13 protein-coding genes are annotated in these 15,396 nt (G+C 70.0%); 8 read left to right on the top strand and 5 right to left on the bottom strand.

The window, feature by feature from the left end:
* Positions 1 to 369 precede the first annotated feature (369 nt).
* The 5 genes from bpln_RS18480 (at position 370) to bpln_RS18495 (ending at position 6,070) form a co-directional block, all read left to right on the top strand.
* Complete coding sequence (locus bpln_RS18480) at positions 370 to 1,950, top strand: hypothetical protein (protein ID WP_055139633.1); 1,581 nt, start codon at positions 370 to 372, stop codon at positions 1,948 to 1,950.
* Between the two features lie 301 nt (positions 1,951 to 2,251).
* Complete coding sequence (locus tag bpln_RS35720; protein ID WP_042626909.1) at positions 2,252 to 2,569, top strand: helix-turn-helix domain-containing protein; 318 nt, start codon at positions 2,252 to 2,254, stop codon at positions 2,567 to 2,569.
* Entirely contained in the window at positions 2,566 to 3,813 is a 1,248-nt protein-coding gene (locus tag bpln_RS18485) for a type II toxin-antitoxin system HipA family toxin (RefSeq protein ID WP_042626910.1), read from the top strand. The genes bpln_RS35720 and bpln_RS18485 overlap by 4 nt, the downstream gene beginning before the upstream one ends.
* Before the next feature lie 414 nt (positions 3,814 to 4,227).
* Positions 4,228 to 5,034 (top strand): 3'(2'),5'-bisphosphate nucleotidase CysQ, encoded by an 807-nt coding sequence (gene cysQ, locus bpln_RS18490; RefSeq protein WP_042626911.1) that lies wholly within the window; start codon positions 4,228 to 4,230, stop codon positions 5,032 to 5,034.
* A gap of 79 nt (positions 5,035 to 5,113) precedes the next feature.
* Positions 5,114 to 6,070 (top strand): LysR family transcriptional regulator, encoded by a 957-nt coding sequence (locus bpln_RS18495; protein ID WP_055139634.1) that lies wholly within the window; start codon positions 5,114 to 5,116, stop codon positions 6,068 to 6,070.
* A gap of 21 nt (positions 6,071 to 6,091) precedes the next feature.
* Here the strand turns inward: bpln_RS18495 and bpln_RS18500 are convergent, their stop codons facing one another.
* Complete coding sequence (locus tag bpln_RS18500) at positions 6,092 to 7,321, bottom strand: alpha/beta fold hydrolase (RefSeq protein WP_055139635.1); 1,230 nt, start codon at positions 7,319 to 7,321, stop codon at positions 6,092 to 6,094.
* Between the two features lie 170 nt (positions 7,322 to 7,491).
* A complete protein-coding gene (locus tag bpln_RS18505; RefSeq protein ID WP_055139636.1) occupies positions 7,492 to 8,907 on the bottom strand; it encodes an amidase in 1,416 nt (471 codons plus the stop codon).
* 368 nt (positions 8,908 to 9,275) lie between these two features.
* Here bpln_RS18505 and bpln_RS18510 point away from each other — a divergent pair, with 368 nt between their 5' ends.
* Positions 9,276 to 10,076 (top strand): SDR family NAD(P)-dependent oxidoreductase, encoded by an 801-nt coding sequence (locus bpln_RS18510; RefSeq protein ID WP_042626915.1) that lies wholly within the window; start codon positions 9,276 to 9,278, stop codon positions 10,074 to 10,076.
* 62 nt (positions 10,077 to 10,138) lie between these two features.
* The gene (locus bpln_RS18515; RefSeq protein ID WP_042626916.1) at positions 10,139 to 10,900 is read left to right on the top strand and encodes an SDR family oxidoreductase; all 762 of its coding nucleotides are present in this window, start codon (positions 10,139 to 10,141) and stop codon (positions 10,898 to 10,900) included.
* A 165-nt stretch (positions 10,901 to 11,065) separates the two neighbouring features.
* Here the strand turns inward: bpln_RS18515 and bpln_RS18520 are convergent, their stop codons facing one another.
* From bpln_RS18520 to bpln_RS18530, 3 genes are read right to left on the bottom strand one after another with little or no spacing between them, the layout of a single operon-like run.
* Complete coding sequence (locus tag bpln_RS18520; RefSeq protein WP_055139637.1) at positions 11,066 to 11,824, bottom strand: ABC transporter ATP-binding protein; 759 nt, start codon at positions 11,822 to 11,824, stop codon at positions 11,066 to 11,068.
* Complete coding sequence (locus bpln_RS18525) at positions 11,821 to 12,732, bottom strand: ABC transporter permease (RefSeq protein ID WP_082465345.1); 912 nt, start codon at positions 12,730 to 12,732, stop codon at positions 11,821 to 11,823. Before bpln_RS18525 ends, bpln_RS18520 begins: the two co-directional genes overlap by 4 nt.
* 16 nt (positions 12,733 to 12,748) lie before the next feature.
* On the bottom strand, positions 12,749 to 13,768 hold the full coding sequence (locus tag bpln_RS18530) for an aliphatic sulfonate ABC transporter substrate-binding protein (protein WP_042626918.1): 1,020 nt from the start codon (positions 13,766 to 13,768) through the stop codon (positions 12,749 to 12,751).
* A gap of 202 nt (positions 13,769 to 13,970) precedes the next feature.
* Between bpln_RS18530 and bpln_RS18535 the strand changes: the two genes are divergently transcribed.
* Positions 13,971 to 15,296, top strand: coding sequence for an LLM class flavin-dependent oxidoreductase (locus bpln_RS18535; protein ID WP_042626919.1), 1,326 nt, complete (start codon positions 13,971 to 13,973; stop codon positions 15,294 to 15,296).
* Positions 15,297 to 15,396 lie beyond the last annotated feature (100 nt).

Here is a 15,396-nt window from a genome sequence, read left to right on the forward strand (position 1 = left end):
GGCGCTTGCCGGGCGCCCCGCGCGCGAGTCCCTTCCCCCGCTTTTCAAATCACGCGTCCCGTGGGTGCCGCCGGTTTTTGCCGACCGGTGCGTCGGGCCTCGGCTGGATTGCGTGCGCCTGTCTCCCTTCTTACGGAAACATTGTGTAATATTCGGTCGCCATCTAAAATGGCGCGGCGCGTGCGCGGGCCAAGCCGCCGCGATTCACGACCGAAATCGCATGCCGTGACGGCCGACACCGGGGAAATGTGTCGGCGGTGCGTCGGGCATGCATGAATGCATGAATGCACCAGGCCGGCCGGACACACGGCGGTGGATGACACGAGGAATCGATTGATTCAGTCATCCTGATTAATAAAACGACACGATATGAACAAGCGGATGACGATGACCCTGGCCTGCGTGGCGATGTTCGCGGGCTGCGGGGGCGGTGGGGATTCGGGCAGCACGGTGGTGAGCGGCGCCGATGCGGGCAGCCATGCGGGAAGCGGACCGACGCAGTCGGGTTCGACCTTCACCCAGATGCCGGGTACCCGGCTGGTCTGGCAGGGAACGCAGGCCGGCCCGGGTGTCGATTATGTCGGTGCGCAGAGGCTGCAGGCCAGTCTCGACGAACACGGCGTGGCGCTCGCATCGTGGCAAAACACCCAGACCATGCAGATCATGACGTCGGTAACCGGCGCCGACGGGCAATGGTCCGCGGCCACGTCGCTGCCGGTACCCACCCGCATGGAGCTTGGCTACTTGCAGCGTACCAATGCCGCCGGCCAACGTGTTCTGCTGGCCGCGAGAGGCGATGACGGCGTCAACGACTACCACAACGTCGCATTTTTTTATACGCCTTCGATCGGGTGGTCCGACGCGGTGCAGTTGAGGCGGGATCCGGTAGGCGGGTATATCAGCAGATCGGATCTCACCGTCGCCGACGATGGCACCGCGCTGCTTGCCGTGGAAGGCTACGACCTCAAAGGCGGCCTGACCAGCACCGCCGTGCCAGCCGAGTTGTATCGCCTGCGGCCGGGCGGAGCGCAAGCCACCGGGATCACGACGTTCCGGATCAACAAACAAGGCAAGCCCGACCCCTATGCCTTTACCCAAGTGCAGGATGCCGTGTTCGTGATGCCGCGTCAGGATTCGCACGATTTTAAAAACCGGGGCTACTTCTTCTGGCGGGAGAGCGACTATTCCTCGGGAACTTCCAGCAACTATTTCCCGCTGGGCGTGGCCGGCGCGGAGGTGAGTCCGAGCGTCCTGTACACGAGCGAAGCGCGCGGCCTCGATATCCCCAATGTCGGCACCGTGAGCAGTGGTCGCTGCGGGGTCGAGGCGAAGGCATCGGACACGCGGAATGCGGCGGTCATTTGGGGCAAAGGGGACGGCATGGGGCGCTGCCAGCTGATGGCGACCCGGATCAGCGAGGACGGTGGCTGGCACACCCGCACCGACGCGCTCGGTTCGAGCGCGATCGCCGTCTATCCCCCGAAACTGTTGATGGACGACGCGGGGAATGCCCTCGTGATCTGGGCCGTCACGAATGGCCAGGCATGGAGCTATTGGTGGAGCCAGTCGCTGGCGGGTGGTGGCTGGAGCGAGCCGGCCGATCTGTTGGCATCGCTTGGCGTGAATGGCCCGGCCGGGTTTCTGATTGACCTCGACGGCATCGAGATGAACGCGGCGGGCGAGGCCGTCGTCGCCTTCAGCACGATGGATTTGAAAGCACCCGGGGTCATCATCAACTTGCTGTCCTATGCCCGCTTCAACTTCCAGGGCGGGTGGCAGCGGGGGGCGGTGATCGCCTCCGGCCGGACCGGGGGCACCTTCCAGGCCCAGTCGGTGGTGAATCGCAACGGCAAGGCGATGATCGTCTATATCGTCGCGCCGTGTGATCTGCATCCGGACGGGAACGGGCCGACCTGCGAGGCTTCATCGGTCTACGAATACACGCTCTGACCCGCACACACCGATCGACGCGGCGCGATGCCGGCCGGCATTCCTCTATCGCGCCGCGCACTCGTGGCGCGACGCCATGGTATCCATCAACCGGAAGCGGCAGTGATCGTCGACGCCCGGAGCGCGCCTGTTTCGAACGGCTGCCCCAGGACGGGTTCGCGGGCCGTATCGTAAGCTGCTCGATACGGCGGGTTTCGCGGAGACGGGGGAGATGGAGCCGGTATTTAAGCGGCGATGGGCTTCACCATTTGTGATAATATTTGTACACATAACCTGCATTCTGGCTGGTTATTGAACAAATATGTCCACTTTCTCATTGGCACTTCCCGATGAAATATGCCGGGAATTAGGGCAGCGGGTGCATGACAGGCGAGTGGGCATGAACTTGCCAGCCTCCGAACTGGCTGCCCGGATCGGCGTGTCGCATCGCACCGTCCTTCGCTTCGAGGCAACGGGGAAATGCACCCTGGATACGTTCGTGAAGATACTCGAGGCACTCGGTGCGATCGAGGATCTTCAGCCGGTTCTGGCGGCACCCGTGCAGTCTGTCGCTGAAATGCGTGAACGCGCTACGGCCAGCACGCGCAAGCGCGCCTATCGGAAGAGAACGAATCCGTGAAAGAGCTCCGCGTGATCTATCGGGGGGGAAGCGAGCCGTTCGACCTCGCGATCCTGGCCGACGACGGCCGCAACGTGCTGTTCGAATATACGCCGCAGGCACTGGCCCGCCGTCTGGAGCTTTCCCCGATAAATCTTCGATTGCGGCCCCAGGCCTACCCCGACCGGCAGTATCAGTACGAGTCGATGCAGCGCGTACCGGGGCTGCTTCACGACGCGCTGCCTGATGCGTGGGGCTATCGTGTCATGGCGAGCCGGATGCGGGCCCACCACGTCGATTTCGCCACGACCAGCACCCTCGAGCGGCTGGCCTTTCTCGGCGAACGCACGATGGGGGCATTGACGTTCGAGCCGGCCTCCGGGGATCCCGCGGACATCCAGGGGGCTTCGCTGGTTGAACTGATTGACGATTACCGCGCGCTGATCACCGACGAGAGCCACATTCTCCTGCCGGAAATCGCCCGGGCCGGCGCGTCCCCAGGTGGCGCACGTCCGAAAGCGATGGTGTGGTATCGGGAATCCGACCGGCAGATGACGACGGGCGAGGCTGCACTGGCCGGCGCGGAGCCCTGGCTGGTGAAGTTCCCGGCCGAAGACGACGCTGAGGACAGCTGCGCGCTGGAGGCGGCTTACGCCGAGATGGCTCGGGTCGCGGGACTTGGCTTCATGCCGTTCCAGTTCTTCGATCTCGGCGGCCTCAGTGCATTCGCAACGAAGCGGTTCGACCTGACCGCCAACCAGCCTCTACACGTCCATACCCTGGCGGGATTGCTTCACGCAGACTTCAGGGTTCCCTCGGTCGGATACGGACTGTTCTTTCGGGTAGCGCGGCAACTTTCCCGTGACGTCCGCGAAGTCGAGAACGCGGTCCGTATTTGCGTCTTCAACATCCTCATGAACAACCGGGACGACCACGCAAAGAACCTGTCCTTCATGATGGACGCCCAGGGGCAGTGGAAGTTGGCGCCGCCCTACGATCTGACGTACTGTCAGGGCTACCAGGGCGAGCACTTCATGGACGTCGCCGGGGAAGGCCGCAATCCCGGGCGGGACCACGTCGTTCGTGCCGCCGCAGAGGGAGGGATCGCGCCGGCGCGGGCCGGGCAACTTGTCGACGAAATCCTTCAAATGGCCGATTCGCAGGCGTGGCGCCGGGCCGTGTCGAACTACCCGGTCCGGCCGGGAACTGCCCGCGATGTCGGGGTGCGCATCGAAGCGAATCGACGGATGCTGCAGAAGGCCTGAAAACGCCGGGTGCTCGCGCATAGCGATCTCCCATGAAAGATGAAATGGGCCGCCCTGAGGATTTCCTCCATGGCGCAGCCCGTGGCGGCTCACCGCTTCTCGTGGCACTGGCTCGCCCCGGCTCGTGGGCGCCGCTTTGCGCGACCCGTGTCCGGCCGAGCCATGCGACGGTGGTACCGTCCGATCACCGCGCCGGCCCGCGCTGCCGTCGTCCATAAAGATAAGAAATCGACGGCGGCAACGGGCACAATGGTTGCCGGCGGCGCGGGCGCCAGTCCGCCGCGCCGCGCGACCTCCACTCCCACCCGCGAGGCACCCGATGCGCCGCGACCGCGGCCGGACACGCTCGACCGTGACGTGATCCGGCCCGCCCGCGCCCATCGCCGCACGCCTCGCCGAGCGTACGAACCGACCATGACTGCCTTTCGCGACTCGCTTGAACGCATTGCCTTCGACGCCGGCGCGGCGATCCTCGACGTGTACCGCGCCGGCCCCAACGTGGCCTACAAGGAAGATCATTCGCCCGTGACCGAGGCCGACGAGCGCGCCGAGGCGATCATCCTGCGCGGGCTGGCCGCCGCGTTTCCCGGCATCCCGGTGGTGGCCGAGGAAGCGGCGGCGGCGGGGCGCGTGCCCGACGTCGGCGGCGGCCGGTTCTTCCTGGTCGATCCGCTGGACGGGACGAAGGAGTTCATTGGCCGGCGCGACGACTTCACCGTCAATATCGCGCTGATCGAGCAGGGCGTGCCGGTGGCCGGCATCGTGCATGCGCCGGCGCTGCGCTGCGCCTACGTGGCCGTCGACGGCCGCGCCGAGAAGCTCGTGCTCGGCGCGGACCTGACCATCGAGACGCGCGAGTCGATCCACGCGCGCGCGCGCGGGGCGAGCCTGACGGCCGTGGTCAGCCGTTCCCACGGCAGCCCCGAAACCGAGGCGTTCCTCGCCGATCACGGCGTGACCGACCATGCGAGCGCGGGCTCGTCGCTGAAGTTCTGCCTGCTCGCGGAAGGCCGCGCGGACGTCTACCCGCGCTTCGGCCGGACCATGGAATGGGACACGGCGGCCGGCCACGCGGTGCTGGACGCGGCGGGCGGGACGGTGGTGCGCGTGGACGGCGCCCGGCTCGGCTACGGCAAGACGAACCAGCGCGGCGACAGCGATTTCGCCAATCCGCACTTCATCGCCTGGGCGGACGCGGCGTCCGTGGCGGCGCGCGCATGAGCGCGAGCCGGCCGCCGCGCCGCCGCCGTTACGGTGCCGGAATCCTGCGCGGGAACCCGCCGAACGGATCGGAGCCGGCATGGACCGCCTGACCTGCATCGGCATCTTCGTGGCCGCCGTGGACGAAGGCAGCCTGGCCGCCGCGGCGCGGCGCTTCGGATTGTCGGCCGCGATGGCGGGCAAGTACGTCAGCGCGATCGAGCGCGAGCTGAACGCGCGGCTGCTCCAGCGCACCACGCGGCGCCTGAGCCTGACCGATACCGGCCGCGTGTACTACGAGCGGTGCCGGCGCATCCTCGAGGCGTGGGAGCAGGCCAACCGCGAGGCCAGCGACGCGCACGGCACGGCGCGCGGCCTGATTCGCCTCGCGGCGCCCGTCACGTTCGGCGCGCTGCATCTCGGCGAGGTGCTGGCGCGCTACCTGGAGGCGCATCCGCACGTCAATCTCGAGGTGTCGCTGAGCGACCGCTACGTCGATCTGCTCGAAGCCGGCGTGGACCTCGCGATCCGGATCGGGCGGCTGCCCGACTCGGGGCTCGTCGCGCGCCGGCTCGCGCCGTGCCGGATGGTGATCTGCGCGGCACCGGCGTTCCTCGAGCGCCACGGCACGCCGCGCAGCCCCGACGATCTGCGGCAGGCGCCGCGCCTGACGTTCAGCGAGGCGGTGTCGGTGGGCGACTGGACGCTGACCGACGCGGCACAGCGCACGCACGTGATCGACGGACCATGCCGGCTGGCGGCCAACAACACGCAGATGCTGCTCGCCGCGGCCCGCGCCGGTGCCGGCGTGGCCTACGGGCCGAGCTTCGTGTTCGGCGAACCGATCGCGCGCGGCGAACTCGTCGAACTGCTGCCGGGCTTTCAGGCCGCCGAACTCACGATCCAGGCCGTGTTCCCGAGCGCGCGGCAGATGCCGGCGCGAGTGCGCCACCTGCTCGACCATCTGGCCGGCGCGTTCGGCGAGGGCGGGGCGCCGCCGTGGGATCGCACCATGCCGGCGCCCCCGGCGCGCGCCGCGGCCAAGCGCCGGCGCTGAGCGCGGCGTGGACGGGGCCGCTCATCCGGCCACGCCGAGCGGGTTCGAGATGCTCAGCTTCCATGCGCCGTCGCTGCCGCGCCGCATGACCTGCGTGGCCGTGCCGTGGTGGTCCGCGCATCGCCCGTCGGGCTGCGTCGTGCGCATCGTCCAGTCGAGCAGGACCAGCGCGACGTCGCCGCTCACCAGCGCGGGCCGCGCGCGGTTGAGGATCTGTGAGGCGCCGGCCCCCAGCAGCGCGGCGAACTGCTCGCGGATCGCGTCGCGCCCGTGCGCGACGGTCCGGCCGTCGGCCATGCGCATGAGCGCGTCGTCGCGGAACAGATCGAGCAGGCGGTCGAGGTCACCGTCATTGAAGGCGGCGTCGAAGGCGACGGGGACCTGCTCCGGGGTCCGGCACGCGGTCGGATCGCCGGGATCGCCAGGATCGCCGGAGTCGCCGGAGTCGCCGGACGGCGCGAGCGCCTCGACGAACCGGCCGATCGCCGCCGCGACCTCGCGCGGCGCTTCGAGCGGCGACAGATGGCCGACGCCCGGCAGCACCTGCAGGCGCGCACCGGGAATCCACGGCAGCAGCGCCCGGCGCAGCGTGTCCACCGGATCGACGCGATCGTGTTCGCCGGCGATCACGCACACCGGCACGTCGATCGCCGCGACCTCGGCCGCCAGGTCCTCGCGCATCGCGGCGTTCGGCCAGGCCTCGCGGGCCGGCGCCGCGCCGCGCAGGCTGTCGGCGATCACCTGCTCGCGCAGCGCGGGCGCGAGGCGGGTGGCGGTGAGGACGTGGTCGAGCACCCACGCCACCGATTCGCGCGTGTCGTAGGCGGCCAGCAGCGCGGCCCGCTCCGCGTCGGGCAGGTGCGTCGCCACGGGCGGCGACGGCGCCACCAGCACCAGGCCGCGCAATCCGCGCGGCCGGCGCGAGGCCAGCAGTTGCGCGACCTTGCCGCCCATCGAATGGCCGACGAGGACGAACTCGCGCAGGCCGAGCGCCTCGATCACGTCGGCCGCGTCGTCGGCCAGGTCGGCGATCGCGTAGCCGCGCGCCGGCGCGGACGAATCACCCCAGCCGCGATGATCGGGGGCCACGGTGCGATACCGGTCCGACAGCTCGGCGGCCACCCCGCACCACGTGCGCGACGAGCCGCCCCAATAATGCAGGAACACGAGCGCCGGCTCGTCCCGTTCCTGCCCCTGCCCTGGTTCCCGTACGCGGACGTGGATCCGCGCGCCTCGGGTGGAAATGTCCATCGTGATGTTCCCTCGCTGCGTATGCGCCGTGGCGCGTGACTGGCGGGTCCGGCCATCGTCCGGACCCCTGGAGGGATCTTAGGTTTCCCGGCGCCGCCTGATAATGGCCGCGCCGCGATCGGCAGCCGATCACGCGGTGATCGAATCGCGGCGCCGGCCTGCCGGGTGCGTTACAGCGCCGGCCGCAGCCCCCGCACCGGGCTCACGTCCTCGAGCAGCGAGGCGAGATGCAGGATCGTCGCCTCCGCCAGCCAGCTGCCCACCAGCTGCACGTTGATCGGCAGTCCTTCGCGGCTGGTGCCGAAGCGCATCGACAGGCCGGGCAGCCCCGTCAGGTTGAGCGGCACCGTGGCGCCCTGCAGGTAGGTCGCGTCCACGGTCCGGCCGTTGATGGTGAACTCGGTCTGGCCGTGCCGATGCGCCGGGATCGGCAGCACCGGCGTGAGCAGCGCGTCGTAGCGCGAAAAGTAATCGGCATAGCCGTCGCGCAGCCGCTCGGCCGCCTGCTCGGCCTCGACGTAGTCGCGCATCGACGTCTCCGGCGCGGCGAGCATGGCCTTCGCCATCAGGTAAAGCTCGTCGTCGCGACGGCCGGCGGTGGCTTCCGCGAACGCCGGCTTCATCTCCATCACGTGCAGGCGATTGAACACGTCGAGCGCGAAGTCGCGTTCGAGCGCGGGAATCCGCACCGGCTCCACGATGCAGCCGAGGCTTTCGAGCGCGGCGGCGGCGGCCTGCACGGTGGCGCCGACCTCGGCGTCGATCGGGCCGAAGCCGGGCTCGACCAGCCAGCCCACGCGCAGCGGGCGCCGCGGCGCGCGGCCGAGCCCGAGATCGGCGCCGGCCTGCGCGGTGCTGGTGGCGAACGCGTCCTGACCATCGGCGCCGGCCAGTTGCGAGTAGGCGAGCGCGAGATCGCGCACGCTGCGCGCCATCGGGCCCACGTGCCAGAAGCGGCGCGGCGCGCGCGGCCAGATGCCCGTCATCGGCACGCGTCCGTGGGTGGCCTTCAACGCGACGATGCCGGTTTGCGCCGCCGGCCCGCGCACGGAGATCGCCAGATCGGTGCCGAGCCCGAGCGGCGACATGCCGGCGGCGATGGCGGCCGATTCGCCGCCGCTCGAACCGCCCGGCGTGCGTTCGAGGTTCCACGGGTTGTTCGAGCGGCCCGTGAGCAGGTTGTCGCTCTCGATCCAGTACGAGAACTCGGGCAGGTTCGTCTTGGCGAGCAGGATGGCGCCCGCCTGCTTCAGGCGCGCCACGCTGGTGGCGTCGGCGTCGGGCACGCGGCCCTGGAAGATCGGCGAGCCGCGCTGGGTCGCCACGCCGGCCGTGTCGATCGAATCCTTGGCGGTGAACGGCACGCCGTGCAGCGGACCGAGCGCACGGCCGGCCAGCACGGCCGCTTCCGCTGCCCGGGCGGCCTCCAGCGCGCCGTCGGCCACGGTGACGATCGCGTTCACTTGCGGGTCGACCGAGGCGATCCGGTCGAGATGCGCCTGCATGACCTCCACCGGCGAGACTTCGCGGGTGCGAATCAGTTCGGCCAGCCGGGTTGCGTCGTGATGGATGAGTTCGGAATTCATGGGTTGCCTCCTGGGGCGGGGACGAGCGTGACGGATCACGGCTCGGGTTCATGTTTAACTAACATTAGTTAGGCAAGGAAATCAAAAAAAAGCGACCGTGCGGCACCGCGTCGTCGCCATCGCCTTGTGCCTACCTAACGTTTGTTAGTCTACACTCTAAGCACGATGGCGCGTCGCGTCAACAGGCGTTTTTGCGAAAGTTGTCGTCGCGAGGCCGTCGGCGGTCGCGCATGCCGTTGGCGGGAGCACTGTCCGTCGTCCACGTGGCGATGGCACGAAACATGACCATATACGTCATTTGAGACTCATCGGAACCGGGCCAGAATTCACTCACCGCATCACCACCTGACCCAACACGGAGAGAAATCATGACGCAAACCCATCAAGGCACGGCACTGATCACGGGGGCTTCCTCGGGGATCGGCGCGGTCTACGCCGATCGGCTCGCGCGGCTCGGCTACGACCTGATCCTGGTCGCACGCGATCGCGAACGGCTCAACGACGCCGCGCGCCGCATCACCGACGCGACGCAGCGCAACGTGGAAATCCTCGCGGCCGACCTGAACGACCGCGCTGGCCTGGCGGCCGTGGAGGAACGGCTGCGGCGCGACGCGAGCATCACGCTGCTCGTCAACAACGCCGGCGTGGGCACGCACAAGCCGCTGCTCGACAGCGACGTCGACGACATGACCCGCATGATCGAGCTGAACGTCACGGCGCTCACGCGCCTGACCTACGCGGCCGTGCCGGGCTTCGTCGCGCGCGGTCGCGGCGCGCTGATCAATATCGCCTCGATCGTCGCGATCGCGCCGGAGACGCTGAACGGCGTGTATGGCGGCAGCAAGGCGTTCGTGCTCGCGCTGAGCCAGTCGCTGCATCACGAGCTGGCCGACAAGGGCGTGCGCGTGCAGGCGGTGCTGCCCGGCGCGACGGCCACCGATTTCTGGCGGACGGGCGGCCTGCCGGTCGAGCATCTGCCGAAGGAGATCGTGATGTCTGCCGACGCGATGGTCGATGCCGCGCTGGTCGGCTTCGAGCGCGGCGAGCTGGTGACGATTCCGTCGCTGCACGCCGGCGAGGAATGGGATGCCTACGAGGCGGCGCGGCAGACGATGGCGCCGCATCTGTCGAGCGACGTGCCCGCGCCGCGCTACGCGGCGGCGCGCTGAGGCGGGGCGGCGACACGCGCCGTCGCGTCGGAACGTATCGAAACCATCAAGGACAACGGATCATGAATCTCAGCGGAAATACCATCTTCATCACCGGCGGCACGTCGGGCATCGGACGCGCGCTGGCCGAGGCGTTCCATCGGCGCGGCAACCAGGTGATCATCGCGGGGCGCCGCCGTGCGCTGCTCGACGAGATCGCGCGGGCCAACCCCGGCATCGACACGGTGGAGCTCGACATCGGCGACGCGGCCGGCATCCGGCGCGCGGCGCAGCAGGTGATCGAACGGCATCCGTCGCTGAACGTCGTCATCAACAACGCCGGCATCATGCCGTTCGACGACGCGGCCGGCGCGCTCGACGACGAGCAGGCGGTGCGCCTCATCGATACCAACCTGCTCGGCACGGTGCGCGTGAGCGCGGCGTTCATCGAGCACCTGAAGCGGCAGCCGGCGTCGTACCTGATCAACAACAGCTCGGTGCTGGCCTACGTGCCGCTCGCGCCGACCGCGCTGTATTCGGCGACCAAGGCGGCGATCCACTCCTACACGCTGTCGCAGCGTTTCGCGTTGCGCGACACGGGGGTGACGGTGCTCGAGATCGTGCCGCCCTGGGTGGATACCGATCTGGTCCGCAAGAGTGGCGACCCGCGCGCGATGCCGCTCGACGCATTCATTGCCGAACTGCTCGCGCGGCTGGAGGCGGCCGAACACGAGGTGGTGGTGGAAGCGGCGCAGGCGTTTCGCGACAACGCCGGCCCGAACGAGCACGGGTTCGTCGCGCAGTTCAATCAGGCGGTGGTCGAGAATCCGATTCCGGTGGCGTGAGCGGGACGGCGCCCTGCGGCGCGGCGGGGAACGCGAGGGCGGCGGTTCCCCGGCCCGTTCCAGCGCGCCGCTTGCTGCGCTGGCTGCGTGCCGGTCGGCCCGCAGTCGCCGGCACCCGTCGAGACGAGCGCGCCCGCCGCGCCGACGCCTGACATCGTCCGTGCCTCACCGCGCCGCGGCCGCGTCGATCTCCTGAAACCGCTGGAACGCGCCGAGCAGACGCGCGCGCAGCGCCGCCAGCGCCGGATCGCGACGATCGCGCGGCCGCGCGATCTCGACAGGGAACGCATCCTCGACGCGCCCCGGGTTCGCCGCCAGCAGCAGCACGCGGTCGCCGAGATACAGCGCCTCGTCCAGATCATGCGTGACGACCACGGCCGCCGTCGCGCGGCGCCGCACGACGTCGAGCAGCAGCGTCTGCAGCCGCATGCGCGTGAGCGCGTCGACGGCACTGAACGGCTCGTCGAGCAGCAGCAGGTCCGGCTCGCCGAACAGGCCGCGCGCGATCGCGGCGCGTTGCGCCATGCCGCCCGACAGCGCGGCCGGCAATGCATGCGCCGCGCCGTCGAGCCCGACCTCGGCGAGCAGTTGCGCCACCTGCGGCGAGCGCCCGCCGCGCGCGCCGGCCGCGAAGCCGACGTTGTCGGCCACCGACAGCCACGGCAGCAGCCGCGGCTCCTGGAAGATCACGCCGATGCGCGCCGACGGCCCGTGGAGCGGCGCGCCGTCGAGCCGGACGCTGCCGTGATGGTCGGCGTCGAGCCCGGCCACGATCCGCAGCAAGGTGCTCTTGCCGCAACCGCTCGGCCCGACCACGCAGACGATCTCGCCGCGCCCGACCCGCAGGTCCACGCCGGCCAGCACGACGCGATCGCCGTAGCGCTTGCGGACCCCGCGCGCGTCGAGCAGCGGCGCCGCGCTCATCGGGCCGCCTTGCGCGTCGCGCCGTCGAAACCGTCGCGCCAGTCGAGCCAGCGCGCCTCGATGCGGCGCATTGCGCCGTCGCTGAGCTTGCCGAGCAGCGCGAGCAGCAGGATCGCGCCGAACACGAGGTCCGGCCGCCCGGTCTCGCGCCCGTCGCTGAGCAGGAAGCCGAGCCCGCGCGTGGCCGCGATCAGCTCGGCGGCCACCATGAACATCCAGGCAAGGCTCAGGCCGGTGCGCAAGCCGGTGACGATCTGCGGCAACGCGGCCGGCAGCAGGATCCGGCGAAACAGCGCGAACGGGCCGAGCCGATAGACGGCGCCGAGTTCGACGAGCTTGCGGTCCACGCCGCGAATCCCGGCCACCACGGCCAGATGCACGGGGAAGAACGCGCCGATCGCGATCAGCGTGATCTTCGGCGCCTCGTCGATGCCAAGCCAGAGCAGCAGCACCGGCACCCAGGCGAGCGACGGGATCGCGCGCAGCGCCTGGAAGCTCGGCTCGAGCAGCGCGTCGATGCGGCGGCTCAGGCCCATCGCCGCGCCGATCGCGAGCGCGAGCCCGGAGCCGGCCGCGAAGCCGAGCGCCACCCGCAGCGTGCTCGCGCCGACGTGGCGCAGCAGGCGCGCGGCGCCCATCCGTTCGAGCGTGGCGACGATCTCGCTCGGCGCGGGCACCAGGTGATCGGGCAGCCAGCCGGCACGCACCGCGAGTTCCACCAGCGCGAGCGCCGCGAACGGCAGCGCGATGCCGGCCACGCGCCAGGCGCGCAGCGGGTCGCGGCGCGCCGCGTGTGCTGCGCGTGCCGACGCACCGCCGCGTTCATGCGGCGCTTCGTGCAGCGGCTCATGCAACGCGCCGCGCGCCGAAGCCGCGAGCGCGCCGTCGCGGGAGGCCGGTTCGCGCATTGCCGCCGGCCCGCCTTCAGTGCGACGCCGCGACGAGCGGGCGCGCGAACGACGGATCGACCAGCGCGTCGACGATCCTCGCCGGATCGACGCCGGGCTTCACGAGCTGCTCGTCGGTCAGCACCGGCGCGGCGGCCTTCAGCGCGGCGCGCTGGGTGTCGCCCGGCACCGGGTCGCTGAAGTCGTTGCGCTGCAGCTGCAGCTTCGCGACCGGCAGCGACACCTTCGATTCGTCGGCGACGATCCGCGCGGTGTCGTCCGGATGCGCGATGATCCACAGCCGCGCCTTCTCGTACACCTTCAGCACGCGCGTGACGGCCTGCGGATACTGGCTCGCGAATGCCTCGCGCACGTTCAGGAAGCCGTAGGTGTTGAAGCCGACGTTGCGGTAGAGCAGGCGCGCGCCGTCGTCCACCTGCGCGGCGGCCATGTGCGGATCGAGTCCGGCCCAGGCGTCCACCTGGCCGTTGGCGAGCGCGGTGCGTCCGTCCGGGTGCTGCAGGTTCACGAGTTCGACGTCGTCGCGCGTGAGGCCCACGGTGTGCAGCGCGCGCAGCGTGAACAGGAACGGATCGGTGCCGCGCGTCGCGGCGATCTTTTTGCCCTTCAGCTCGGCGAGCGTGTGGATCGGCGAATCCTTGCGCACCACCAGCGCGGTCCATTCGGGCCGCGAGAATACGTAGACGGCGCGGATCGGGTTGCCGTTGGCGCGGCCGAGCACGGCCGCGAGGCCGGCCGTCGAGCCGAAATCGACGGCGCCGCTGTTCAGGTATTCGAGCGCGCGATTGCTGCCGAGGCTCAGCACCCAGCGAATCGCCGTGTGGTCCGGCTTGAACGCGTCGTCGAGCCAGCCGAAATGGCGGATCACGAGGCTTTCGGGCGAGTAGTAGGCGTAGTCGACGCGAATCTCGGCCGGCGCGGCCGGTTCGGCCGCCTGCGCGGGGATCGGGACGAGGCCGGCGGCGGTGGCGAGCGCGGCGATGCTCAGGGCCGCGTGATGGAGCACATGCAGCACGCGGGGCCAGGACAGCTTCATCGGGTGGTCTCCGGGGGGCGGCGTCGCGCCGCGAAATGATCGGGTTGACCTTTCAATCTACGCAACCGCGCGCGATTCGCTAACCAAGAAATCATCGATTGGAAAGCGCGCCGGCTGCTAAGGGCACGGCCCGGCAAGCTTCGCGGCGGCGCGGTATCGTGTGCGCTTCGCCAACCCCACGCCGCGCGCGCGGCGATCGACCATGACCCGCAACCGACAACTGCATCTGGGCGCCTTCATGCGGCCGGTGAGCCTGCACACCGGCGCGTGGCGCCATCCCGATGCGTGGCCCGACGCGAACTTCAATCTCGCGCACCTGAAGCGCAGCGTGCAGACGCTGGAGCACGCGAAGTTCGACGCGTTCTTCATGGCCGACCATCTCGCGGTGCTGAACATGTCCACGGCCGCGCTCAAGCGCAGCCATACGGCGACCTCGTTCGAGCCGCTCACGCTGCTGTCCGCGCTGGCGATGGCGACCGAGCGGATCGGCCTGGTCGCCACCGCGTCCACCACGTTCGACGCGCCGTACCACGTGGCGCGCCGCTTCGCCTCGCTCGATCACCTGAGCGGCGGGCGCGCGGGCTGGAACCTCGTGACGACGTCGAACCCCGATGCCGCGCTGAACTTCGGGCTCGACGAACACATGGAGCACGACGCGCGCTACCGCCGCGCGCGCGAGTTCTTCGACGTGGTGACGGGGCTCTGGGACAGCTGGGCCGACGACGCGTTCGTGCGCGACGCCGCGAGCGGCCTGTACTTCGAGCCGGAGAAGCTGCACGTGCTCGGCCATCGCGGCGAGCACTTCTCGGTGCGCGGGCCGCTCAACATCGCGCGGCCGGTGCAGGGCTGGCCGGTGGTGGTGCAGGCGGGCTCGTCCGAGGCGGGCCGCCAGCTCGCGGCCGAGACCGCCGAGGCTGTGTTCACGGCGCAGCCGTCGCTGGCGGCCGGCAAGCGTTTCTATGCCGACGTGAAGGGCCGGCTCGACCGGCTCGGGCGGCCGCGCGAGCACCTGAAGATCCTGCCGGGCGCGTTCGTGGTGGTCGGCGATTCGGTGGCCGAGGCGCGCGAGAAGCGCGCGTTCCTCGACACGCTGGTGCATGACGACAGCGGGTTCGCGTCGCTGTCGATCGCGCTCGGCCACGACGTGTCCGGCTTCGATCCGGACGGGCCGCTGCCGGCGGTGCCCGAGAGCAACGCGAGCCACACCTCGCGGCAGCGCGTGCTCGAGATGGCGGCCGAGGGGCTGACGGTGCGCGAGCTGGCGCGGCGCGTGGGCGGCTACTCGGGGCTGCAGTTCGTGGGCACGCCGGCGACGATCGCCGACGAGATGCAGCAGTGGCTGGAGGAGGAGGGCTCGGACGGCTTCAACGTGATGTTCCCGTACCTGCCGGGCGGGCTCGACGACGTCGCGCTGAAGGTCGTGCCCGAACTGCAGCGGCGCGGGATCTTCCGGCGCGAATACGAAGGCACGACGCTGCGCGAGCATCTGGGGCTGCCGCGCCCCGACAACCGGTTCTTCGCGCGCTGAACGCGAGGCAGGCGGCCGGCCCGCGCGACGCGCGGCGGCGGAGACAAAAAAGACGGCGCAACCGACATCGACCGGCCGCGCCGTCCCGGGTTCGCCGCGC

Source organism: Burkholderia plantarii, from assembly GCF_001411805.1.
Classification (GTDB): Bacteria; Pseudomonadota; Gammaproteobacteria; order Burkholderiales; family Burkholderiaceae; genus Burkholderia; species Burkholderia plantarii.

What these genes read in the sequence shown, in the direction of transcription:
- bpln_RS18535 (WP_042626919.1), top strand. Translation starts at nt 13,971, where the DNA reads ATGACCCGCAACCGACAACTGCATCTGGGCGCCTTCATGCGGCCGGTG.
- bpln_RS35720 (WP_042626909.1), top strand. Translation starts at nt 2,252, where the DNA reads ATGTCCACTTTCTCATTGGCACTTCCCGATGAAATATGCCGGGAATTA.
- bpln_RS18500 (WP_055139635.1), bottom strand. Translation starts at nt 7,321, where the DNA reads ATGGACATTTCCACCCGAGGCGCGCGGATCCACGTCCGCGTACGGGAA.
- bpln_RS18505 (WP_055139636.1), bottom strand. Translation starts at nt 8,907, where the DNA reads ATGAATTCCGAACTCATCCATCACGACGCAACCCGGCTGGCCGAACTG.
- cysQ (WP_042626911.1), top strand. Translation starts at nt 4,228, where the DNA reads ATGACTGCCTTTCGCGACTCGCTTGAACGCATTGCCTTCGACGCCGGC.
- bpln_RS18530 (WP_042626918.1), bottom strand. Translation starts at nt 13,768, where the DNA reads ATGAAGCTGTCCTGGCCCCGCGTGCTGCATGTGCTCCATCACGCGGCC.
- bpln_RS18480 (WP_055139633.1), top strand. Translation starts at nt 370, where the DNA reads ATGAACAAGCGGATGACGATGACCCTGGCCTGCGTGGCGATGTTCGCG.
- bpln_RS18510 (WP_042626915.1), top strand. Translation starts at nt 9,276, where the DNA reads ATGACGCAAACCCATCAAGGCACGGCACTGATCACGGGGGCTTCCTCG.
- bpln_RS18520 (WP_055139637.1), bottom strand. Translation starts at nt 11,824, where the DNA reads ATGAGCGCGGCGCCGCTGCTCGACGCGCGCGGGGTCCGCAAGCGCTAC.
- bpln_RS18525 (WP_082465345.1), bottom strand. Translation starts at nt 12,732, where the DNA reads ATGCGCGAACCGGCCTCCCGCGACGGCGCGCTCGCGGCTTCGGCGCGC.
- bpln_RS18495 (WP_055139634.1), top strand. Translation starts at nt 5,114, where the DNA reads ATGGACCGCCTGACCTGCATCGGCATCTTCGTGGCCGCCGTGGACGAA.
- bpln_RS18515 (WP_042626916.1), top strand. Translation starts at nt 10,139, where the DNA reads ATGAATCTCAGCGGAAATACCATCTTCATCACCGGCGGCACGTCGGGC.